This window comes from Agrococcus sp. GCM10030265, assembly GCF_042666675.1.
Lineage (GTDB): Bacteria > Actinomycetota > Actinomycetes > Actinomycetales > Microbacteriaceae > Agrococcus.
This window is the reverse complement of sequence record NZ_JBHTCZ010000001.1, coordinates 413,323-434,868: the sequence shown is the minus strand read 5'-3', so window position 1 is coordinate 434,868 and position 21,546 is coordinate 413,323. Positions and strand designations below refer to the sequence as shown.

General features: G+C 72.0%; 23 protein-coding genes. 5 read left to right on the top strand and 18 right to left on the bottom strand.

Features of this window, described 5'->3' with window-relative positions:
• Window positions 1–28: 28 nt before the first annotated feature.
• Window positions 29–697 carry an NUDIX domain-containing protein gene (locus ACFQPP_RS02020; protein ID WP_376914840.1) on the bottom strand — a complete coding sequence of 223 codons (669 nt, stop codon included), beginning with the start codon at window positions 695–697 and terminating at the stop codon, window positions 29–31.
• A 148-nt stretch (window positions 698–845) separates the two neighbouring features.
• Here ACFQPP_RS02020 and ACFQPP_RS02015 point away from each other — a divergent pair, with 148 nt between their 5' ends.
• The gene (locus ACFQPP_RS02015; protein ID WP_376914839.1) at window positions 846–1,592 is read left to right on the top strand and encodes an MBL fold metallo-hydrolase; all 747 of its coding nucleotides are present in this window, start codon (window positions 846–848) and stop codon (window positions 1,590–1,592) included.
• A gap of 146 nt (window positions 1,593–1,738) precedes the next feature.
• On the opposite strand, the gene ACFQPP_RS02010 is transcribed toward ACFQPP_RS02015, so the two are convergent.
• The 6 genes from ACFQPP_RS02010 to ACFQPP_RS01985 all read right to left on the bottom strand — a co-directional run bounded on the left by ACFQPP_RS02010 (window position 1,739) and on the right by ACFQPP_RS01985 (window position 5,468).
• Window positions 1,739–2,101, bottom strand: coding sequence for a hypothetical protein (locus ACFQPP_RS02010; protein ID WP_376914838.1), 363 nt, complete (start codon window positions 2,099–2,101; stop codon window positions 1,739–1,741).
• Window positions 2,102–2,144: 43 nt separating this feature from the next.
• Window positions 2,145–2,351: a DUF5302 domain-containing protein gene (locus ACFQPP_RS02005; RefSeq protein WP_376914837.1), complete on the bottom strand. Its 207-nt coding sequence runs from the start codon at window positions 2,349–2,351 to the stop codon at window positions 2,145–2,147.
• Between the two features lie 46 nt (window positions 2,352–2,397).
• A complete protein-coding gene (nadE, locus tag ACFQPP_RS02000; RefSeq protein WP_376914836.1) occupies window positions 2,398–3,237 on the bottom strand; it encodes an ammonia-dependent NAD(+) synthetase in 840 nt (279 codons plus the stop codon).
• Window positions 3,230–3,715 (bottom strand): CinA family protein, encoded by a 486-nt coding sequence (locus ACFQPP_RS01995; protein ID WP_376914835.1) that lies wholly within the window; start codon window positions 3,713–3,715, stop codon window positions 3,230–3,232. Before ACFQPP_RS01995 ends, nadE begins: the two co-directional genes overlap by 8 nt.
• A 101-nt stretch (window positions 3,716–3,816) precedes the next feature.
• Window positions 3,817–4,938 (bottom strand): DUF998 domain-containing protein, encoded by a 1,122-nt coding sequence (locus ACFQPP_RS01990; RefSeq protein WP_376914834.1) that lies wholly within the window; start codon window positions 4,936–4,938, stop codon window positions 3,817–3,819.
• Complete coding sequence (locus ACFQPP_RS01985; RefSeq protein WP_376914833.1) at window positions 4,935–5,468, bottom strand: YbaK/EbsC family protein; 534 nt, start codon at window positions 5,466–5,468, stop codon at window positions 4,935–4,937. Before ACFQPP_RS01985 ends, ACFQPP_RS01990 begins: the two co-directional genes overlap by 4 nt.
• Window positions 5,469–5,634: 166 nt before the next feature.
• Between ACFQPP_RS01985 and ACFQPP_RS01980 the strand changes: the two genes are divergently transcribed.
• Complete coding sequence (locus tag ACFQPP_RS01980; RefSeq protein ID WP_376914832.1) at window positions 5,635–6,588, top strand: manganese catalase family protein; 954 nt, start codon at window positions 5,635–5,637, stop codon at window positions 6,586–6,588.
• Window positions 6,589–6,643: 55 nt separating this feature from the next.
• Entirely contained in the window at window positions 6,644–6,895 is a 252-nt protein-coding gene (locus ACFQPP_RS01975) for a hypothetical protein (protein WP_376914831.1), read from the top strand.
• 298 nt (window positions 6,896–7,193) lie between these two features.
• Here the strand turns inward: ACFQPP_RS01975 and ACFQPP_RS01970 are convergent, their stop codons facing one another.
• Window positions 7,194–8,132: an SDR family oxidoreductase gene (locus ACFQPP_RS01970; protein WP_376914830.1), complete on the bottom strand. Its 939-nt coding sequence runs from the start codon at window positions 8,130–8,132 to the stop codon at window positions 7,194–7,196.
• 104 nt (window positions 8,133–8,236) lie between these two features.
• Here ACFQPP_RS01970 and ACFQPP_RS01965 point away from each other — a divergent pair, with 104 nt between their 5' ends.
• Window positions 8,237–9,076 carry a helix-turn-helix transcriptional regulator gene (locus ACFQPP_RS01965; RefSeq protein WP_376914829.1) on the top strand — a complete coding sequence of 280 codons (840 nt, stop codon included), beginning with the start codon at window positions 8,237–8,239 and terminating at the stop codon, window positions 9,074–9,076.
• Between the two features lie 252 nt (window positions 9,077–9,328).
• Here the strand turns inward: ACFQPP_RS01965 and ACFQPP_RS01960 are convergent, their stop codons facing one another.
• From ACFQPP_RS01960 to ACFQPP_RS01945, 4 genes are all read right to left on the bottom strand, one after another.
• Window positions 9,329–10,837, bottom strand: a complete 1,509-nt coding sequence (locus tag ACFQPP_RS01960; RefSeq protein ID WP_376914828.1) for a PTS ascorbate transporter subunit IIC — start codon at window positions 10,835–10,837, stop codon at window positions 9,329–9,331.
• Window positions 10,838–10,875: 38 nt separating this feature from the next.
• On the bottom strand, window positions 10,876–11,151 hold the full coding sequence (locus ACFQPP_RS01955) for a PTS sugar transporter subunit IIB (protein ID WP_137756986.1): 276 nt from the start codon (window positions 11,149–11,151) through the stop codon (window positions 10,876–10,878).
• Window positions 11,152–11,189: 38 nt separating this feature from the next.
• Window positions 11,190–11,648 carry a PTS sugar transporter subunit IIA gene (locus tag ACFQPP_RS01950; protein WP_376914827.1) on the bottom strand — a complete coding sequence of 153 codons (459 nt, stop codon included), beginning with the start codon at window positions 11,646–11,648 and terminating at the stop codon, window positions 11,190–11,192.
• Window positions 11,649–12,021: 373 nt separating this feature from the next.
• A complete protein-coding gene (locus ACFQPP_RS01945; RefSeq protein WP_376914826.1) occupies window positions 12,022–13,188 on the bottom strand; it encodes an ROK family protein in 1,167 nt (388 codons plus the stop codon).
• Between the two features lie 89 nt (window positions 13,189–13,277).
• Between ACFQPP_RS01945 and ACFQPP_RS01940 the strand changes: the two genes are divergently transcribed.
• The gene (locus tag ACFQPP_RS01940) at window positions 13,278–15,359 is read left to right on the top strand and encodes a transketolase family protein (RefSeq protein ID WP_376914825.1); all 2,082 of its coding nucleotides are present in this window, start codon (window positions 13,278–13,280) and stop codon (window positions 15,357–15,359) included.
• 119 nt (window positions 15,360–15,478) lie between these two features.
• Here ACFQPP_RS01940 and ACFQPP_RS01935 read toward each other — a convergent pair whose 3' ends face one another.
• From ACFQPP_RS01935 to nrdH, 6 genes are all read right to left on the bottom strand, one after another.
• Window positions 15,479–16,630 (bottom strand): glycerate kinase, encoded by a 1,152-nt coding sequence (locus ACFQPP_RS01935; protein ID WP_376914824.1) that lies wholly within the window; start codon window positions 16,628–16,630, stop codon window positions 15,479–15,481.
• A gap of 58 nt (window positions 16,631–16,688) precedes the next feature.
• The gene (locus ACFQPP_RS01930; RefSeq protein ID WP_376914823.1) at window positions 16,689–17,096 is read right to left on the bottom strand and encodes a TIGR03618 family F420-dependent PPOX class oxidoreductase; all 408 of its coding nucleotides are present in this window, start codon (window positions 17,094–17,096) and stop codon (window positions 16,689–16,691) included.
• A 166-nt stretch (window positions 17,097–17,262) separates the two neighbouring features.
• Window positions 17,263–18,378, bottom strand: a complete 1,116-nt coding sequence (nrdF, locus tag ACFQPP_RS01925; RefSeq protein ID WP_376914822.1) for a class 1b ribonucleoside-diphosphate reductase subunit beta — start codon at window positions 18,376–18,378, stop codon at window positions 17,263–17,265.
• Window positions 18,379–18,412: 34 nt separating this feature from the next.
• On the bottom strand, window positions 18,413–20,518 hold the full coding sequence (gene nrdE, locus ACFQPP_RS01920) for a class 1b ribonucleoside-diphosphate reductase subunit alpha (RefSeq protein WP_376915287.1): 2,106 nt from the start codon (window positions 20,516–20,518) through the stop codon (window positions 18,413–18,415).
• A gap of 38 nt (window positions 20,519–20,556) precedes the next feature.
• Window positions 20,557–20,976, bottom strand: a complete 420-nt coding sequence (gene nrdI / locus ACFQPP_RS01915) for a class Ib ribonucleoside-diphosphate reductase assembly flavoprotein NrdI (RefSeq protein ID WP_376914821.1) — start codon at window positions 20,974–20,976, stop codon at window positions 20,557–20,559.
• Between the two features lie 51 nt (window positions 20,977–21,027).
• A complete protein-coding gene (gene nrdH / locus ACFQPP_RS01910; protein WP_376914820.1) occupies window positions 21,028–21,252 on the bottom strand; it encodes a glutaredoxin-like protein NrdH in 225 nt (74 codons plus the stop codon).
• Between the last annotated feature and the right edge of the window lie 294 nt (window positions 21,253–21,546).

The window sequence follows — 21,546 nt, the reverse complement described above, 5'->3', positions numbered from 1 at the left end:
CGAGCCCGCGCGCCGACGCAGGGGCGCGCTACCCCCGCTCGTACCGCCAGCGCGGCTCGGCCGTGTCGAGGCGATGGCGGGCACCGCCGGGCGTCTCGGGCTCGCCGCCGTACGCCTCGTCCCCGTGCCACAGGAACCGCGCCGCGGCGGGATCGTGGACCGTGACGAAGCGGTCGACGCCGGCTGCCCGCGCGCCTGCGATGGCGTCGTCGACGGATGCGGCGCCCACGAGCGCATGCAGCGTGACCCAGGTGGGCGGGAAGAGCAGCAGATCGCCCTCCGCGTGCGCCTCGAGCGCCTCCGACGGGCGCAGCCAGCGGTGCTCCTCGACCTCGCCGCGGCTCGGCACGACCTCGGCCTGCGGTGCGCGGGCGACGAAGAACCACGTGCGGTAGCGCCGGCTCGTCTCCTCGGGCGGCGTCCAGTGCGACAGGGCGGCGAGGTCGTCGGGTGCGAGCGCGAGACCGGTCTCCTCCCGTGTCTCGCGGATCGCGGCCGACAGCGCACGAGCATCCTCGTCGGCTCCGGCGTCGTCGGCATCGACCCGGCCGCCCGGGAACACCCACGCGCCCGCGAACGAGCCGCGGTCGGGGCGGCGCAGCAGCAGCGCCTCCACGCCCGGCACGACCGGGTCGTCGGCGTCGCGCAGCAGCACGACCGTCGCGGCGGCGGGCAGGGCGTCGTCGGCGTCGACCATGCCGCTCACGCTACCCGCGCGCACCGGATGACGCTGAGCGGCTCGTCGAGGGGGCATTCCACTCGGCGGCTCGCCCACGCTCATCTCATGCGCGCCGTCGACGCGTGCGGGCATGCGCGCCGCATGCTCGCGCGACTAGCGTTGACGCATGGTCGCCAACGTGGGCATCCGCCGCATCCTCGCCCCCAACCCGGGGCCCATGACGCTCGACGGCACGAACACGTGGATCGTCGGCGACATGCGCGGCGTGGTCGTCGTCGACCCCGGCCCACGCCACGCGGCGCACATCGCGACCCTCGCGAGCCTGCCGGTGCGCCTCGTCGTCGTGACGCACCATCACCACGACCACACCGACGCCGCGGTCGAGCTCGCCGAGCGGGTGGGGGTGCCGCTGCGCGGGGCGGATGCGCAATGGTGCGTCGGCGCCGATCCGCTCGCGGCCGACGAGGTGCTCGACGTCATCGAGGCGCCCCTGCAGGTGGTCGCGGCGCCCGGTCACACGGCGGACTCGATCGCGCTGTGGATCGCGAACCACGGCGAGCACGGCGCCATGGTGACGGGCGACACGATCCTCGGCCGCGGCACGACGGTCATCGCCCGACCCGACGGCTCGGTCGACGAGTACCTCGCGACGCTCGACCGGCTCGAGGCCTTCGGCGACGCCCGGGTGCTGCCGGGGCACGGCGACGAGCTGCCGTCGCTCGCGAACGTCGTGCGCGCCTACCGCACGCACCGCATGCAGCGACTCGCCGAGGTGCGCGACGCCCTCGACCGTCTGGGCGCGGAGGCGTCGGTCGGGCAGGTCGCCGACCTCGTGTACGCCGACGTGCCGACGTCGGTGCGCGCGGCCGTCGAGGCCTCGGTCGCGGCGCAGCTCGACTACCTGCGCGGCTGACCTGCGCGGCTGATCCGCGGTGCGCGGCCGCAGCCGCCGCCGCATCGCGAGGCGAGCGCACGCACGCGGACGGCCCCGGGTCGATCGGGATGGGCTGCCCATCCCGATCGCTCCGGGGCCGAGCGCGGTCGCTCGCCGACGCGGCGTCAGTCCGGCGAGTCCAGCTGCGGGTCGTCGGTCGTGTCGGCGGTGCCGGTGCCGGCGTCCTCGACGTCCTGGCCGGTGTCGTCCGTCGCGCCCGCGCCGGGCTCGGACGCGGATGCGTCCTCGCTCGCGTCGCTCGCATCCGCCCCCGTGCTCGAGCCGCCGCCCGTCTCGTCGGCCGTCGGCTCCTCGGGCGCACCCGCGCCGAGGTCGGCCTCGCGGTCGGCGTCGTCGCCGCCGTCCGACTCGACGACGGTCTCCGCCGCGTCGTGCTGCGCATCGGGGCTCGCGCCCTCCTGCACCTCATCCTGCTCGGTCAGCGCCTCGACCTCGCTGGCCTCGTCGTGCGGTCGTGCGTCGCTCATGGCGCGCTCCTCTCGTTCGGTCGATTCACGTGCAGCCGGCGCGTCAGCCGGACTTCCTGCGGTGCACGCGCTTCTGCACGGCGGGGCCGGTGTGGGCGTTGTGGATCTGCCCGGCCGGCTGGCCCTGACCGTGGTGCTGCTGGCCCTTCTTGGCGAGCGCCTCGCGGAACTTGCGCCGCTGCGCCTCCTCGGGCGTCTCCGTGCCCTCCGGGGTGTCGGGCGGGGTCTCGATGGCGTCGGCGTCGGTCATGCCCCCACCCTGGCACCGCGACGGCCTCCGACGCCACCGGGTTGCGTCATCGCTCGCGCCACCAGCCGTCGGCCGGAGATGCGGGCAGGTGACGCTTGTGCCGGGAGCGTTCGTAGCGGTCCTCGATGCGGGCGGCCACGTCGGCGTCGACCTCGCGGCCCTCGAGGTACGCGTCGATGTCGACGTACGTGAGGCCCAGCTCGGTCTCGTCGGCCTGCCCGGGTGCGTCGTCGAGCAGGTCGGCGGTGGGCGCCTTCATGACGAGCCGCTCGGATGCGCCCAGCTGCGCGAGCAGCGCACGGCCCTGCCCCTTCGTGAGGCCCGTGAGCGGCGTCACGTCGGCGGCGCCGTCGCCGTGCTTCGTGAAGAAGCCCGTCACGGCCTCCGCAGCATGGTCGGTGCCGACGACGAGCAGGCCGTCGCGCCCGGCGATCGCGTACTGCACGACCATGCGGATGCGTGCCTTGACGTTGCCGCGCGCGAAGTCGTCGAGCGTCGCTCCGCCGGCGTCGACGGCGCGCACGACGCCCTCGACGCCCGGCTGCACGTCGACCGTCAGCGTCTCGTCGGGCTGCGTGAACGCGACGGCCGCCTGCGCGTCGTCCTCGTCGGCCTGCACGCGGAACGGCAGGCGCACGGCCACGAAGGTCGCGTCGTGACCGCCGGCGCGCAGCCGCTCGACCGCGAGCGAGCACAGCCGGCCGGCGAGCGTCGAGTCCTGCCCGCCGCTGATGCCCAGCACGAAGCCGCGGGCGCCGGAGGCGAGGGCGTAGTCGTGCAGGAAGGCGACGCGGCGCTCGATCTGCTCGTCGACGTCGATGGGATGCTCGACGTGCAGCGCCGCGGCGATCGCCCGCTGCCTCGTCGACGCCTCGCGGTCAGCCACGCTGCACCTCCGTCTCGCCCTCGAGGGTGCGCAGCAGCACGCGCAGCGCGTGCTCGATCGACGCATCCACGATCTCGGCGGCGTCGCCCTCGAACGCGTGCTCCTCGAGGATCGAGCCGTCATGGGTGGTGCAGGCGATGAAGACGGTGCCGACCGGCTGGTCCTCCTGCCGATCCGGGCCGCCGACGCCCGTGATGCCCACGCCGACGTCGGCGCGCAGCAGCCGCCTGGCCGCGTCGGCCATCTGCACGGCGCAGTGCTGCGAGATCACCGGGCCGTCGACGCCCAGCAGCTCGCGCTTCACCTCGGTGGCGTAGGCGACGATGCCGCCCCGCAGCCACTCGCCGGATCCGTCGCTCGTGGCGAGCGCATCCGTCAGCAGCCCTCCGGTGAGCGACTCGGCGACGGCGAGGCTCACGCCGTCGGCCGCGGCGCGCGTCGCGATGCGCTCCTGCAGGTCGTGATCGAAGTCGGGCACGGGCATCCTCTCTCGCGTCGCTCGTCGGCGAGCGCCGGGAGGTCAGCGTCGCCGAGGGCGGCCGATGGGTGCCAGCGGGTTGAGGGCGGGCTGCCGAGCCGCTAGGACGCGCGGCGCGCGTCACGATCGCCAGCCGCGGCCGACACCGCGCGCAGGAACGTCGTGAGCCACACGAAGATGAAGCCGCACGCGGCGAACTCGAAGCCCGTGAAGTTGTAGTACCCGATGGGGATCCACAGGGCGAGGGCGCCGAACGTCGCTGCCACGAGCACGATCGACGCCACGTGCACCGCGCGCGGCAGCCTGGGCGCGAGCCACGGCATGAGGGCGCAGAGGATGCAGAAGACGAGCACCATGCTCGCGGCGAGCGCGATGTGCAGCAGCTCGGCGACGTCGACGTGCACGACGCCCGTGAGCAGCATGAGCAGGCCGATGAGCGCGAGCAGCCTGCCCACCCACATCGAGCGCGGCCCGGCGTCGATCGCCCGCTCGAGGTCGTGGCCGAGGTACGCGGCCATCGTCATGACGAGCAGGCCCGACACGATGAGCGTCGCGTTGAAGGCCACCCCCGAGATGCCGCCGCCGGCGCCGAGCGACGAGAAGTGCACCTGCCACCACTCGTCGTCCGACGCGGTGAGCATCGAGAACAGCACGCCCACGGCGAGGAACGACGGCGCGAGGGTGCCGAGCACGCGCGTGTCGACGTCCTCGCCGAGCAGGCGCGCGAGGTACGCGGCACCCGCGCAGGCGAGCGAGACGGCGATCGAGCCCGCCACCCCGTCCAGCTCGAGCCCGACGAACCCCTCCTGGAAGACGAGTCCGAGCGCCTGCACCGCGATGTACGCGAAGCCGGCGCAGACGATCGTCAGCGACACGGCGGCCGTCGCGTGCACGACGCGCGAGAGGCCGCGCGAGTCGGCGACGCGCACGCGGGTGGGCGAGCGCAGGAACGCGATGGCGAAGGTGACGGATGCGGATGCCGCGGCGAGCAGCGACGCGACGGTCGCGACCGTGAGGCCCGCCGCGTCCGTGGCGTCGGGCCCGCCGTCGGGGGCTGCGGAGATCGGATGCGTGTCGCCCACGAGCACGAGCAGCCCACCGACGACGCCGACCACCGCGGCGACGAGCGCGGCGAGGATGGCCTCGAGCTCCTGCCGCGACCGCGGACCGAGGTCGCTCGTCGCGAGCGCACGACGCAGCGGCGCCAGCGGCGAGCGCGTCACGCGGGTGTCGCGAGCAGCAGGCGCTCGGCGTTCGGCAGGCGCAGGAGCGCCGCAGCGGGCACGAGCAGCTTCGCGCCGCGGATGCCGGCGCCGATGACGACCTCGCCCGCATCCGCCACCGCGTCGTCGACGAGGATGGGCCATCCGGGCAGGCCGACGGGGGTGATGCCTCCGTGCTGCATGCCCGTGTCGCGCACGGCGTCGTCCATGGGTGCGAACGACGCCTTGCGGGCGTCGAGCCGCCTGCGCACGACGCCGTTGACGTCGGCGCGATGCGTCGCGAGCACCATGACGGCAGCCGTGCGCGTCTCGTCCCCTCGCCGACCCGCCACGACGACGCAGTTCGCGCCCGCCTCGAGCGCGACGTCGTACGCGGCGCAGAACGCCGCCGTGTCGGCGAGGTCGGCGTCGATCGCGGCGACGAGCGCCTCGGGCACGTCGCCGATCGCAGCCGCGACGGCGGGGGCGAGCAGCTCGGGATGCTCGGATGCAGGGCGCCACTCGAGGGTGCCGCGTGCGCTCGGGCTCATGCGGCGAGCCTAGCCGCGGGCGCGAGAGGCCCCCGCGCCGCGGGGCTCGCCGCGACGGCGTGCACCGAGCGGTCAGGGTAGCCCCGGACCTCGGGCACCGCTACGGGGGCGACGCATCCGTGCCGGTGCGAGGACGGTAGGGGGACATCGTCGATCGGAGACCCGCATGTACTTCCACCTCCAGCAGCTCATCCATCCGATCGTCGAGGACGAGCCGGATCCCGCAGCCGCCAACGCGCTGCAGGAGGGTCTCGGCGGTCAGTTCGGCGAGATGCGCACGATGATGCAGTACCTCTTCCAGAGCATGAACTTCCGCGGTCCGTCGGCGAAGCCGTACAAGGACCTCATCCAGGGCGTCGGCACCGAGGAGATCGCGCACGTCGAGCTCATCGGCACCACCATCTCGCGCCTCCTCGACGGATCGCCGCGCTACAAGGGCAAGCCCGACGCCCCGGTCGACGCGCCCGGCACGGGTGGCGCGACGCCGCTCGAGATCGCGCTCGACCACTCGAACATCCACCACTACCTCGTCGGCGCCCAGGGCGCGATGCCCGTCGACGCCGCAGGCAACCCGTGGCTCGGCAGCTACGTCTACAACTCGGGCAACCTCGTGCTCGACCTGCTCTACAACCTCATGCTGGAGTCGACGGGACGCCTGCAGAAGTGCCGCCTGTACGAGATGACCTCCAACAAGACGGCTCGCGAGACGATCTCGTACCTCATCGTGCGCGACCAGGCGCACGAGAACGCGTACGCGAAGGCCCTCGAGACGCTGGGCGTCAACTGGCGCACGTCGCTGCCCATCCCGAAGACCAACGCCGAGGCCTTCCCCGAGGTCAAGCGCCTCGTCGACCTCGGGCTGCAGTCGAAGAGCTACTCGTTCGACCTGGGCGACCAGTCGGAGGCCGGCCGCATCTTCCAGGGCGCGTCGCCCTCGAACGACGGCACCGACCTCATCGCGACCGAGCAGGCCCCCGAGGGCGGCCCGCTGACGATCGCGCCCGAGCGCCCGGAGGAGTTCTCGCCCGGCGCCGACGCCGAGCTGCGCGCCCTCATCGAGGCGACCGCAGCCATGGAGATGGCCGACATCGACATGACCTTCGGCGCGCTCAAGGGCTGACGCTCGCGGCCCTCCGAGCCATACGATCCACCTCTCACGACAGAAGGAGCACACCATGGCCAAGGAAGCCATCGAGAAGGCTGCGGGCTTCGACCCCATCCGCACCGCCCACGACCTGGGCGTGCGCAGCTCGCACGCCTACCTGGCGGGCTTCGCCTCCATCGGCATCTCGTTCGCCGCATGGACGGTGTCGCGGTTCAAGCCCGACGACGCACGCGACCAGTCGGACCGCTGGGGCATCTTCGTCGGCCACTGGGCGCCGACGTTCCTCGCGATCGGTCTCGCGCTGAAGAAGGAGGAGCGCTAGGCGCTCCGGCGCCTCGGCGCCAGGGCGCATCAGCGTCCATCGCGAGGGGGCTCGGCCGACGGCCGGGCCCCCTCGTCGTGCGGTCGCGCCGCTCATCGCGAGGTGCGCCGTGCGCCGGGAGGTGGGCTTCCCGCTGCGGCGTGCCCCTCGCGGTGAGGTGCGCTGCTCGCGTCGAGGCGCGGCGCGCGCCGCGCCCTGGGACGAGCACCGCACCTCCGTACGAGCAGCGCGTATCGCCACCGGCCACGCCACGCGCACGGCACCTGACGACGGGCCCCCGCGCGCTGAGCGGCTCGACTCATGCGGGGAACCCCACACCTGCGAGCTGCTGCGACACGTCCCACATGCGCGCGGCGTCCGCCGTCGAGCGCAGCGAGTGGAACGGCTCTTGCAGCGCCGGCGCGCCCCCCAGGCGCCCCGGCCCGCGCGGGCCCCACAGCTGTCCCGCTCGCGCATCCGCCGACGTGGCCGCGACGAGCGCGGGCAGCATCGCGGTCTCGGGCGTGCCGACCAGGATGCCCCGCGCCGACAGGCGCCGGATCATCCGCACCGCGCCCGTGTCTCGCGCGCGACCGACCTCGGGACGCGCCGCGAGCAGGCTCGTCGGCGCGATGCCCGGATGCGCGAGCAGGCTCGTGAGGCCCCAGCCGGCCGCATCCGAGCGTCGGGCCAGCTCGAGGCCGAACAGCCCGAAGGCGATCTTCGACTGGCGGTACGCCGCCATGCCGTCGTAGCGCCGCGTCCACTGCAGGTCGTCCCAGCGGATCGACCCGCGTGCGGCTGCGACGCTCAGCTGCGACACGACGCGCGCCCGACCCGCGCGCAGCAGCGGCAGCAGATGGGCGACGAGCGCGACGTGCCCCACGTGGTTCGTCCCGAGCTGCAGCTCGAGGCCGTCGGCGGTCGTCTGCCGGTCGGGCGGCGTCATGACGCCGGCGTTGCCGACGAGCATGTGGATGGGGTCGCCCGCGGCCGTGAGCGTCTCGCCGAGGCGCGCGACCGAGTCGAGCGACGAGAGATCGAGGGCGTGGAGCGCGAGGCGCGCGCCGGGCACCGCTGCTCGGATGCGGGTGGCCGCCGCCTCGCCCTTCGCCGGGTTGCGCACCGGCAGCAGCACCTCGGCGCCCGCTCGTGCGAGACGCTCGGCGAGGCGCAGGCCCATGCCGTCGCTGCCTCCCGTCACCAGGGCTCGGCGACCGGTGAGGTCGGGGACGTCGACGTCGATCGTGCGTGGCATGTCGTGCTCCTTGTCGTCTGCTCCACCCTCGCGGCGGCTCGAGGGCGCATCCAGGGATCGTCGATCCGTGGATGCGCGCGCTGCGGCCGGGCAGGATCGAGCGCATGGACATCGACCGCGCCGGCCTCGCCGCGTTCCTGCGCACGCGTCGGGCCGCGCTGCAGCCGGAGGACGTGGGGCTGCCGCGCGGCCAGCGTCGACGCACCGAGGGCCTGCGGCGCGAGGAGGTCGCAGCGCTCGCGCACATGAGCGTCGACTACGTCGCGCGCCTCGAGCGCGAGGTGGGGCCGCAGCCGTCGCCGCAGATGCTCGCCGCCATCGCGCACGGGCTGCACCTGTCGCGCATCGAGCGCGATCACCTCTTCCGGCTCGCCGGCCACGAGCCGCCGTCGGTCGGCATCGAGGGCGAGCACGTGGGGCCAGGGCTCCTGCGCGTGCTCGATCGGCTCGACGACACCCCCGCCGAGATCGTCACCGAGCTGGGCGAGACCCTGCGGCAGACGCGCATGGGCGTCGCGCTGCTCGGCGACCTCACGCGGCACACCGGTCCCGATCGCTCGATCGGGTACCGCTGGTTCGCGCATCCGGACGGCCGCCGCCTGCAGCATCCCGACGATCACCTCTTCTACTCGCGGATGTACGCGTCGGGGCTGCGCGAGCTGTCGGCCAGGCGGGGCCCGGGGTCGCGGGCCGCGGCCTTCGCGTCGCTGCTGCTCGAGCGGTCGGCGGAGTTCCGCGAGGTGTGGGAGCGGCACGAGGTGGGGGTGCGGCCGCGCGAGACGAAGCGCTTCGTGCATCCCGACGTCGGGGAGCTCGAGCTCGCGTGCCAGCAGCTCGTCGACCCGGCCGCGTCGCACACGCTGCTCGTCTACACGGCGATCCCCGGCACGCCGAGCCACGAGCGCCTCGCGCTGCTGTCGATGCTGGCGGCGCCGGCGGCGTGACGCGCGGTGCCGTCGCCGTCGCGAGGCACGCCCGCCGCTGCGAGGGACGCCAGCCGTTGCGAGGTACGCCAGCCGCTGCGAGGTACGCGTCGCGCGAGCATCGGGTGCGCGAAGGGTCGGGAGGTACGGCTCGTGCAGGACCCCGCGACGCCTCGGGTGCCTCGCGACGACGGCCGTGCCTCGCGTCCGCTCAGACGCGGAGACGGGCGCGCACCCCGCGAGGGATGCGCGCCCGTCGGAGCGAGCGGAGGGTCAGGCCGAGGCCGAGCCCGCCTTCGCAGCCTTCTCGGCATCCGCGGCGGCCTTCGCCTCGGCGGCCTGCGCCTCGAGCAGCGCGTCGCGCTTCGCGCCCGGCACCCATCCGCCGTCGACGACGCGGCGCTGGAACAGCGACGCGGCCACGACGAGCACCACGGCGATGACGATGCAGAGGATGACGCCGAGGGTCGTGCCGCCCATGAGCGAGACGCCGATGAGCGTGCCGAACCAGCCGAAGTCGGCGTCGCCGAACGTCGAGTTCGAGAAGCCGAACTCGCCGAGCACCAGCAGCAGCACCGCGGGCAGGATCGTGATGATCACGCCGTTCACGAAGCCGCCGATCGCGGCGCCGATGCGGCCACCCGTCGCGTTGCCGAAGACGCCGGCGCCACCGCCCGTGAAGAAGTGCGGCACCATGCCGGGCAGGATGAGCGCGAGACCCAGCGCGGGGTTCAGCCACACGGCGATGATGCCGAGCGTCACGAGGCCGCCTGCGAACGACGACAGGAAGCCGATGAGCACCGCGTTCGCGCCGTACGGGAAGACGATCGGGATGTCGAGGGCCGGCTTCGCGCCGGGCACGACCTTCTCGGCGATGCCCTGGAAGGCGGGCACGAGCTCGCCGAGCACCGTGCGCACGCCGTAGAGGATCACGGCGACGCCGACGCCGAACTGCAGCGCCTGCGCGAACGCGGCCATGATGAACGCGCCTGCGTCGGCTGCGCCGAACAGCTCGAGCGCCTCCTCGGGGATGGCGATGAGCGCCCAGACGGCGAAGACCTCGTAGATGAGCACCATCGACAGCGCCGTCGCGACCATCGAGTCGCGCAGGAACTTCAGGCCCTGCGGGAAGCGGATCTCCTCGGTGGAGCGGCTCCGGCGTCCCGTCGCCTGGCCGACGGCGCCGGCGGCGACGTAGCCGAGCGTGCCGAAGTGGCCGATGGCGATCGAGTCGTCGCCCGTGATCTTCTTCATCCACGGCTGCGCGAACGCCGGCATGACGACCATGATCACGCCGAGCAGCAGCGCACCCACGATGACGACGAGCCATCCGAGGTCGTCGCCGAAGCCGACGCTCAGCACGACCGTGAGCATGAGGGCCATGAACACCATGTGGTGCCCCGTGAGGAAGATGTAGCTCAGCGGCGTGAAGCGCGCGAGCACGAGCATCACGAGGAAGCCGAGCACGAGCACGTACGCGCTCGTCGCGCCGTACTGCTCGGAGGCGATGGCCGTGATGACCTCGTTCGTCGGGATGACGCCCTGCGCGCCCGTGACGGCGAGGATGAGCTCGCCGAGCGGGCCGAGGGATGCGACGACGACGTTGGCGCCCGCGCCGAGGATGAGGAAGCCGAGGGCCGCCTTCAGCGCACCGCCCACGACCTGGCCGCCCGTGCGACGCAGGGCGATGAGGCCGACGGCCGTGATGATGCCGATGAGGTACGCGGGCACGTTGAGGATCTGCTGCCCGATGAAGTCGAGGATGACGACGAGCCACTCCATCGCGGCTCCCTTCTGCTGTGTCTGGTGGGGTCCTGGCGTCAGCCGACGTGCGGCGTGAGCTTCTCGGTGATCTCGGCGACGCTCGTGAAGTTGTCGATCACGATGACCGTCGCGGGGACGTCGCCGATCTCGGGTGCGAGCTCGTCGGAGGTGAGCACGACGTCGGCCGTGCGGGCGGCGCCGCGGGCGGTGCCGATGTCGGCCGCCTCGACGTCGGCGTCGTCGACGCCGAGGGAGCGGAGGGCCTTCTCTGCGTTCATCTTGAGCAGCACCGAGGTGCCGATGCCCATGCCGCAGACTGCGACGATCTTCATGGGATGCCTTCCTTCTTCGTTCGGGTGGTGGGGATGCGTCAGGCGGCCGTCGCGAGCGCGCGCAGCTGGGCGCGCACGGCGGCGGGGGAGTCGGCGGCGAGCAGCGACTGGAGGGCGTCGTCGTCGGCGAGGATGCCCGCGAGCGCGGCCATGACCTCGAGGTGGCCGTCGTGGTCGGTGGCGGCGAGGCCGACGACGAGCCGCACGGGGTCGTTGGCCTTCGACCCGAACGCGACGGGCTCGGCGAGCGTGACCCACGAGATGCCGGTGCGCTGCACGGCGGGGCTGGGGCGCGAGTGCGCGAGCGCGAAGCCGGGCGCGATGACGATGTAGGGGCCGTGCTCGTCGACGGCGGCGAGCATCTCGTCGGTGTAGGCGTCGGTGGTCACGCCGGTGGCGACGAGGCGATCGCCTGCCGCTCGGATGGCTGCGCGCCAGTCGTCGGCGGCGACGTGCGTCGCGATCGCATCCTCGGGCAGCTGCTCGGCCAGGTCCACGGTCGTCGTACTCCTTCGTCGTCGAGGCGGGGTCGCCCCTCGGGCGTGGCCGACACTACTCGGAATCGGCGACTTCTGCACACTATTGGTCGAAAGCGCGGCGTTTCCCGGCGGTGCGCCACCCCCGCCTCTCCGCCGCTGGACCGGTCGCTCGTGGCGCGCCTCGACTGGTCGCTCGTTGGGCCTGACTGGTCGCTCGTGGCGCGCCCTGACTGGTCGCTCGTCGAGCCAGACTGGTCGCTCGTGGTGGGGATCCGTCGCTCGTTGCAACGACGAGCGACCACCCGAGCACCACGAGCGACCACCCGAGCACCACGAGCGACCAGTCGGCGGATGCCGGAGGAGCCCGGGCGCCGAGGCGCGACGACGCGGGTCAGCCCGCCGCACGCCTCCGCGTGATGCGGCTGATGCGGTCGGCGTCGAACAGCGCATCCTGGGCGAGCAGCGACGCACCGCGCACGCCCGCCTTCGAGCCCAGGCGCGAGCGCTCGACGACGAGGCCCTGGCGCGAGAAGACGTGGCTCGCGCCGAAGATCGCGCGGCGGATGGCGCCGATGAAGCGCTCGCCGGCCTCGGCGAGGTTGCCGCCGATGACGACGGCGGAGGGGTTCAGCAGTCCCACGACGTCGGCGATCGCGTAGCCGATGACCTCGCCGATCTCCTCGAGCGCGGCGATCGCATCCTCGTCGCCCGCATCCACGAGCGCCACGATGTCGGCGGACGTGCGGATGCGGGCGCCGGCGCGGGTGAGCTCGTCGCGCACGGTGCCGCCGGACGCGACGGTCTCGAGTCGGCGCAGCGGCTCGCTGAGCCGATCGCGGATGGGTGCGGAGAGCTGGCCGGCGCCGCCGCGCGAGCCGCGCAGGATGTCGCCGTCCTGCACGAACGCGCAGCCGACGCCGATGCCGGCCTTCACGACGACGAGGTCGCGGTACTCCTGCCACGCGAGCCGCGACTCGCCGACGGCGAGGATGTTGACGTCGCGGTCGACGGCGACGACGACGTCGGGCATGAGCGAGCCGAGGTAGCGCGAGATCTCGACGTCGTCCCAGCGCGGGTCGAGCTGCGGCGAGCCGAGGATGCCCGTCGCGGAGTCGACGGGGCCGGGCACGCCGATGCCGATGCCGCGCACGTCGACGGTCGAGCGGCCGAGGGCGGCGAGCAGGTGCTCGAAGACCTGCATGGCCCAGTCGAAGATGTCGTCGGGCCCGTCGAACAGGCCGATGTCGGCCTCGTCCTCGCTGAGCACCGTCGAGACGAGGTCGGTGACGCCGACCTTCGTGTGGCTCGAGCCGATGTCCATCGCGAGCAGCACGCCGGAGTCGGCGTTGACCGCGAACTCCTCGGCGGGGCGGCCGCCGCGCGAGTCCTGCTGGCCCGAGCGCACGACGATGCCGGGCTCGAGCAGCTCGTCGAGGCGGCGGCCGATCGTGACGCGCGACCAGCCGAGCCGGTCGACGAGCTCGCTGCGCGTCGTCGCCTCGCCGGAGCGGATGAGGTCGAGCACGACGCCGGAGCCCGTGGACAGGTGCTTGGGCATCTGCGGCTCCTCTCAGCGTCGATGCGGTGCCCGGACGGGCGGAGGGGATCGCGTCGACTTCGGACTACTTCTATGCCAAAGTAGCGGACATGGCCGACGACGTCACCACGATCCTGCCCGACCCCGTGCTCGGTGCCCGACACGAGGCGGAGCGGCGAGCCGTCGCCGCAGCCATCGCGATCCCCGCGCACGTCGTGCAGGCGAAGGGCCACGGGCACGCGGGCACCGCGATGGCGATGGCGCCGCTCGCCCACGTGCTCTTCCAGCGCATCCTGCGGCACGACCCCGCCGACCCCGCATGGGAGGGTCGCGATCGCTTCGTGCTGAGCGCCGGGCACGCGAGCCTGCTGCTCTACACGCAGCTGCACCTCACGGGCTACGACCTCTCGCTCGCCGACGTCGCCGCATCCCGCCAGCTCGACGCCCGCACGCCCGGCCACCCCGAGCTGCGGCACACGCCCGGCGTCGAGATGTCGACGGGGCCCTTGGGCCAGGGCGTCGCCTCTGCGGTCGGCATCGCGCTCGCGGCACGTCGCGACGAGGCGCTGCACGGCGCGGGCACCGGCGTCTTCGACCCGACGGTCTTCGCGCTCGCGGGCGACGGATGCCTGCAGGAGGGCGTGTCGGGCGAGGCGTCGAGCCTCGCGGGCACGCTCGGGCTCGACAACCTGGTGCTCGTGTGGGACGACAACCGCATCACGATCGACGGCGGCACCGACGTCGCCTTCGACGAGGATGTGCGGGCCCGCTACGCCGCCTACGGCTGGCGCGTGCTCGAGATCGACGACTTCCGCGACCTCGCGGCCATCGAGCGCGTCCTCGAGGATGCACGGCGTCCCACGGGCCGCCCCACGCTCGTGGCCGTGCGCTCGACGATCGGCGCGCCCTCCGCGCTGATCGGCGGCACGCCGAAGGCGCACTCGGGCGGCTTCGGCGACGCCGAGGTCGCCGCGGTGAAGACGGCGCTCGGCTTCGCGGCCGACGCATCCCTCGACGACCTCGTGCCGGCCGACGTGCTCACGGTCACGAGGCGCGCGCTCGAGCGCGGCGACCGGCTGCACCGCGAGTGGCGCGAGCGCTACGAGCGGTGGATGGAGGAGGCGCCCGGTCGCGTCATGATGCGTCGCTGCTCGGGCGTCGCCGGCTGGGAGGCCGACGGCGGCTTCGCGGGCTCGCTCGCCGTCGAGGCGGGGCTCGCAGCCCTCGACGAGGTGCCGGCGCCCGAGGAGGGCGCGTCGGTCGCGACGCGGGCGACGAACGGCGCGGTGCTGCAGGCGCTGCAGCCATGGGGTGGTCTCTTCGGCGGCTCGGCCGACCTCTCGGGGTCGACGAGCGTCTCGGTGCCCGGCGAGGCGATGTCGCGCTCGAACCCGGGTGGCGACTTCGTGCACTTCGGCATCCGCGAGCACGCGATGGCCGCCATCCTCTCGGGCATCGCGCTGCATGGGCTGTGGCGCCCGTACGCATCCACGTACCTCGCGTTCAGCGACTACCAGCGGCCCGCGCTGCGGCTGCAGGCGCTCATGGGGCTGCCCGCGATCCACGTGTACACGCACGACTCGGTCGCCGTCGGCGAGGACGGGCCGACGCACCAGCCGGTCGAGCAGGTCGCGGCGCTGCGCACCATCCCCGGGCTCGACGTCGTGCGCCCGGCCGACGGCGCCGAGGTGCTCGCGGCGTGGCGTCGCATCCTGGCCCTGCCGTCGGGTCCGACGGCGCTCGTGCTGTCGCGGCAGGGTCTGCCGGTGCTGCCCGTACGCGAGGGGCTGGATGCGTCGGTCGCGCTCGGTGGATACGTCGCGTGGCAGCACGGCTCGGGGTCGGACGTGGCGCTCATCGCCACCGGCTCCGAGGTGCAGCTCGCGCTCGCCGCGGCGCAGGTGCTCGCCTCGGGGGGCGTGGCAGTGCGGGTCGTCTCGATGCCGTGCGTCGAGTGGTTCGAGGCGGCGCCGGCGGAGTGGCGCGATGCGGTGCTGCCGCCCGCGCTGCGCGCTCGCGTCGCCGTCGAAGCGGGGCGCGGCGACGTCTGGTGGCGCTGGGTGGGTCTCGACGGCCGCGTCGTGTCGATCGACGAGTTCGGCGAGTCGGGCGCTGGCGCCGAGGTGATGGCGCGCCGCGGCATGACGGTGGATGCGGTGCTCTCCGCGGCCCGCGAGGTGCTGGCGGGCTGATCCGCCTCGGGTGCCGCCGTTGCGAGGTGCGCTTCCCGCGTCGCGAGGTACGCGAAGCGCGCCGAGATACTGCTCGTGCGCTAGCTGTCGCTGCTTCGCGTGCCTCGCAACGCGGAGGGCTAGCGGCGGCGCAGGACCTCGACCGTCGCGGCCCGCAGCCAGCGCGCGGGCTCGGCGAGCGCATCCGCAGGGGAGGGCGCCACGTCGACCGCGGCGACCGCATCCGCGATGCCGACCTCGGCGAGCGCCGAAGCGTCGACCAGGACGCGCCCCGCGACTGCGACGCAGGGCACGCCGAGCGCCGCCGCGTGGCGCGCGATGCCGACGGGCGTCTTGCCCATGAGCGACTGCGAGTCGAGCGACCCCTCCGCGACGACGACGAGATCGGATGCGGCGATCGCCGCGTCGAGGTCGAGCAGGTCGGCGAGCAGCTCGACGCCGTCGGCAGCGGAGGCGCCGAGCACCGCCACCAGCCCGCCGGCGATGCCACCGCCCGAGCCGCCCCAGTCGGCACCTTCGAGGTCGACGCCGGTCGCGGCGTCCACGACGCGTGCGAAGGAACGCAGCCCGTCGTCGAGCAGCGCGACCGTCGCAGGGTCGGCGCCCTTCTGCGGCCCGAAGACATGGGCGGCGCCGCGCTCGCCGACGAACGGGTTCGCGACGTCGCTGCACAGCACGAGCTCGACGCCCGCGAGCAGCGCCCGCGCGGCCGACGCGTCCACCGACGCGATGCGCGCGAGGTCCCCGCCACCACCCACCGCCGGCGCACCGGACGCGTCGAGCAGCCGCACGCCGAGCGCCCGCAGCGCCCCGGCGCCGCCATCGGTCGACGCCGAGCCACCGACGCCGACGAGCACTCGGCGCGCACCGGCCGCGATCGCGAGCCGGATGAGCTCGCCCGTGCCCTCGGTGTGCGACGCGAGCGCGGTCCGAGGCGAGGGCGTGACGAGGGGGAGCCCGCTCGCCGCGGCCATCTCGACCATCGCGACGTCGCCGAGCAGCGCCCACCGCGCATCCACCGGCTCGCCCAGCGGGCCGGTCACGGTGTCGACGCGGGTCTCAGCGCCGGCCGCGACCAGCGCATCCACCGTGCCCTCGCCGCCGTCGGCGAAGGGCAGCGTGGTGACGCTCGCCGACGGCCAGACGTCATGCACGCCGTCGCCGATCGCATGGGCGGCCTCGACCGCGGTGAGCGTGCCCTTCAGCTTGTCGGGCGCGACGAGCACGCGCGGCCTGCCGAGACCGGTCGGATGCGGGATGGCTGCTGACATCGTCGTCCTCGGATGGTCGTGGGTCGAGCCGGCGAGGGCCCGGGTCGAGCGCGGAGCGCTACTCGGACTGCAGCGCACCCCATCCGGACGTGCGCTCGATGCGGGCGCGCACGTCGACACGGGGGCGCTCGCGATCGGGGTAGGGGCGGCCGCCGTAGTGCTGCGACAGGGAGTCGATGCCTGCCATGTCGGTGTCATCGCTGATCTCCTCGACGACGAGCTGCAGCGCCAGGTGGTTGTACCAGTTCGACTCGTCGATGACGTCGAGCGCGAAGCGGGGGTCGCGGCGCAGGTGCGCGAGGCGCACGCGCTCGGCGTCGAGGTTCACGAGGATGCGGCCGTCGTCCTCGAGCAGATACCAGGTGGCGACGGCGACGGGCCGGCCGTCCTTCGCGAGCGTCGCCATCACGGCAGGGTTCGCCTTGCGCAGGAACTCGATGGCCTCGGGGCTCAGGGTCGCAGTCATGCCTCAACGCTAGCGACGCCACACCGTGCGGCAAGGGGCTGTGCCACCGCTCGCAGCCCGGCCCCGGCGCTCCGCGACCACGACGAAGCGCCCCGGCCCGCGCGATGCGGGGCCGGGGCGCTGTCGTGCGGTCGGCGGGAGGTCCGACCGGGTCAGAGGGCGGGGACTAGAAGTCCCAGTCCTCGTCCTCCGTCGCCACGGCCTTGCCGATGACGTAGGAGGAGCCGGAGCCCGAGAAGAAGTCGTGGTTCTCGTCGGCGTTCGGCGACAGGGCCGAGAGGATCGCCGGGTTCACGTCGGTCACCGACGACGGGAACAGGGGCTCGAACCCGAGGTTCATGAGCGCCTTGTTCGCGTTGTAGTGCAGGAACTTCTTGACGTCCTCGGTGAGGCCGACCTCGTCGTACAGCTCGGCCGTGTACTTCGACTCGTTCTCGTACAGCTCGTAGAGCAGCGTGTACGCGTAGTCCTTCAGCTCGGCCTGCTGCTCCTCGGAGAGCTTCGCGAAGCCCTGCTGGAACTTGTAGCCGATGTAGTACCCGTGCACGGCCTCGTCGCGGATGATGAGGCGGATCATGTCGGCCGTGTTCGTGAGCTTCGCGTGGCTCGACCAGTACATGGGCAGGTAGAAGCCCGAGTAGAACAGGAACGACTCGAGCAGCGTCGAGGCGATCTTGCGCTTCAGCGGGTCGTCGCCCTCGTAGTAGTCGACGATGATCTCGGCCTTGCGCTGCAGGTACGGGTTCTCCGTCGACCAGCGGAACGCGTCGTCGATCTCCTTCGTCGACGCGAGGGTCGAGAAGATCGACGAGTACGACTTCGCGTGCACCGACTCCATGAACGCGATGTTCGTGTAGACGGCCTCCTCGTGCGGGGTGATCGCATCGGGGATGAGCGACACGGCGCCCACGGTGCCCTGGATGGTGTCGAGCAGCGTGAGGCCCGTGAAGACGCGCATCGTCAGCTGCTGCTCCTGCGGCGTCAGCGTCGCCCACGACTGGATGTCGTTCGAGAGCGGCACCTTCTCGGGCAGCCAGAAGTTGTTGACGAGACGGTTCCAGACCTCGAGGTCCTTGTCGTCCTGGATGCGGTTCCAGTTGATCGCCTGCACCAGGTGGTTGTGGCGGTGCTGGCGCCGCTGCGCCTCGGTCTGCTGGCCGGCCGCGAGCGTCTCGGCCGTGGCCTCGCGCTCGGCGGCGATGTGCTCGCGGGTCGCCTCCGGAGCGTCGACGATCTCGTCGAACGCCCCGGCGGCGCCGGTGCTGTGCTGGGTGTCGGTCATGTCCTGATCCTCGATGTCTCGGTCTCGTGCAGCCCTAGAGCATGCAGGAGACGCAGCCCTCGACCTCCGTGCCCTCCAGCGCGAGCTGGCGGAGACGGATGTAGTAGACGGTCTTGATGCCCTTGCGCCATGCGTAGATCTGGGCCTTGTTGATGTCGCGCGTCGTCGCGGTGTCCTTGAAGAACAGCGTGAGCGACAGGCCCTGGTCGACGTGCTGCGTCGCGGCGGCGTAGGTGTCGATGATCTTCTCGGGGCCGATCTCGTACGCGTCCTGGAAGTACTCCAGGTTGTCGTTCGTCATGAACGGCGCCGGGTAGTAGACGCGGCCGATCTTGCCTTCCTTGCGGATCTCGATCTTCGCGGCGATCGGGTGGATCGACGACGTCGAGTTGTTGATGTACGAGATCGAGCCCGTGGGCGGCACGGCCTGCAGGTTCTGGTTGTAGATGCCGTGCTGCTGCACGAGCGCCTTCAGCTCGCGCCAGTCGTCCTGCGTCGGGATGTGCACCTCGGCGTCGGCGAAGAGCTGCGCGACGCGCTGCGTCGCCGGCGTCCACGCCTGGTCGGTGTACTTGTCGAAGAACTCGCCGGAGGCGTACTTCGAGCGCTCGAAGCCCTCGAAGACCTGGCCCTTCTCCTGCGCGATGAGGTTCGACGCGCGGAGGGCGTGGAACAGCACCGTGTAGAAGTAGATGTTCGTGAAGTCGACGCCCTCGTCGGAGCCGTAGAAGATGCGCTCGCGACCGAGGTAGCCGTGCAGGTTCATCTGGCCGAGGCCGATGGCGTGGCTCATGTCGTTGCCGCGGGCGATCGACGGCACCGAGTCGATGTTCGACTGGTCGGACACCGCGGTGAGCGCGCGGATCGACGTCTCGATGGTCTTGCCGAAGTTCGGCGAGTCCATCGTGAGCGCGATGTTCAGCGAGCCGAGGTTGCAGGAGATGTCCTTGCCGATCGACTCGTAGCCGAGGTCCTCGACGTACTGCGACGGCGTGTTCACCTGCAGGATCTCGCTGCAGAGGTTCGACATGTTGATGCGGCCGTCGATCGGGTTGGCCCGGTTCACCGTGTCCTCGAACATGATGTACGGGTAGCCCGACTCGAACTGGATCTCGGCGAGCGTCTGGAAGAAGTCGCGGGCGCGGATCTTCTTCTTCGTGATGCGAGCGTCGTCGACCATCTCGTGGTACTTCTCGCTCACCGAGATGTCGGCGAACGGCACGCCGTAGACGCGCTCGACGTCGTACGGCGAGAACAGGTACATGTCCTCGTCCTTCTTCGCGAGCTCGAACGTGATGTCCGGCACCACGACGCCGAGCGACAGCGTCTTGATGCGGATCTTCTCGTCGGCGTTCTCGCGCTTCGTGTCGAGGAACCGCATGATGTCGGGGTGGTGCGCCTGCAGGTACACCGCTCCGGCACCCTGACGGGCACCGAGCTGGTTCGCGTAGGAGAAGCTGTCCTCGAAGAGCTTCATCACGGGGATGATGCCCGACGACTGGTTCTGGATCTGCTTGATCGGGGCGCCGTACTCGCGGATGTTCGTGAGGTTGAACGCCACGCCTCCGCCGCGCTTCGACAGCTGCAGCGCGGAGTTGATCGAGCGGCCGATCGACTCCATGTTGTCCTCGATGCGGAGGAGGAAGCAGGAGACGAGCTCGCCGCGCTGCTTCTTGCCTGCGTTGAGGAACGTGGGCGTCGCCGGCTGGAAGCGACCCGTGACGATCTCGTCGACGAGGGCCTCGGCGAGGCGCTCGTCGCCTGCGGCGAGCGCGAGCGCGACGTTGACGACGCGGTCCTCGTAGCGCTCGAGGTAGCGGTTCCCGTCGAACGTCTTCAGCGTGTACGACGTGTAGTACTTGAACGCGCCGAGGAACGTGGGGAAGCGGAACTTGTAGCCGTAGGCGCGCTTCATGAGCGACTTGATGAAGTCGAACGAGTACTGCTCGAGCACCTCGCCCTCGTAGTACTCGTTCTCGACGAGGTAGTCGAGCTTCTCCTTCAGCGAGTGGAAGAAGACCGTGTTCTGGTTGACGTGCTGCAGGAAGTACTGGTTCGCAGCCTCGCGGTCCTTGTCGAACTGGATCTCGCCGTTCGGACCGTAGAGGTTGAGCATCGCGTTCAGCGAGTGGTAGTCCATCTGCGGCGAGTGCGTGCCCGCCGCGGACTGCTCGGTGGTCACAGTTGCCACAGGTCGTCCAATCTGTCGTTCAGGATGCTGACGTCCTCGGGAGTCCCGAAGACCTCGAATCGGTGCAGGTAGGGCACGTCGCACTTCGCGGCGATGATGTCGCCCGCGATGCAGAAGTCGGCCCCGAAGTTGGCGTTGCCGCCCGCGACGACGCCGCGGAGGAGCGCGCGGTTGCCCTCGTCGTTCAGGAAGCGGATGACCTGCTTCGGCACGGAGCCCCTGCCGTGCTCCCCGTAGGTGGGGGTGATGAGCACGTAGGGGCGCTGCGCCTGCAGGGCGGGCTCGCTCGCGTGGAGGGGGATGCGCGCCGCGGGCCGGCCCAGCTTCGACACGAAGCGCGCCGTGTTGCCCGACACCGACGAGAAGTAGACGATCTCGGGTGCGACGGGCGGCGCTTCGAGGAGCATGGGGAGGCCTCGCGGTGCGTCAGGGATGGATGAGGCTCGCGAAACGCGAGATCAGGCGGAGAGGGCCTGGATCTTGTCGGGGCGGAAGCCCGACCAGTGGTCCTCGCCGGCGATGACGACGGGCGCCTGCATGTAGCCGAGGTCCTTGACCGTCTGGAGGGCCTTGTCGTCGACCGAGACGTCGAAGATCTCGTAGTCGACGCCCTGCGCGTCGAGCGCGCGCTTCGTCGCGGTGCACTGCACGCATGCCGGCTTGGAGTAGACGGTGACAGCCATTTCGGTCCTGCTCTCTCACGCTGCGAGGTGGTTCTGGGGATCGGCCTGAGCCGGGAGTGCCCACTATATGTAGGGCCACCGACATTCGCTCGGCACTAGATGCGGCGTTTCTCCACACCTGATGCAACGCCTGTGGACCGTCGGGGATTCCTTCCCAGCGCTGGCGCGGAAGTTGCCTGTGGACACCGCTCTCCACACCTGTGGAGAGGGATTTCGCGACACGCCGACGGCGGCTTACACGCGTGTGATTCGCATCCGCCATGGCGCCCTCCCGATCCCTGCACGATGGCCCAT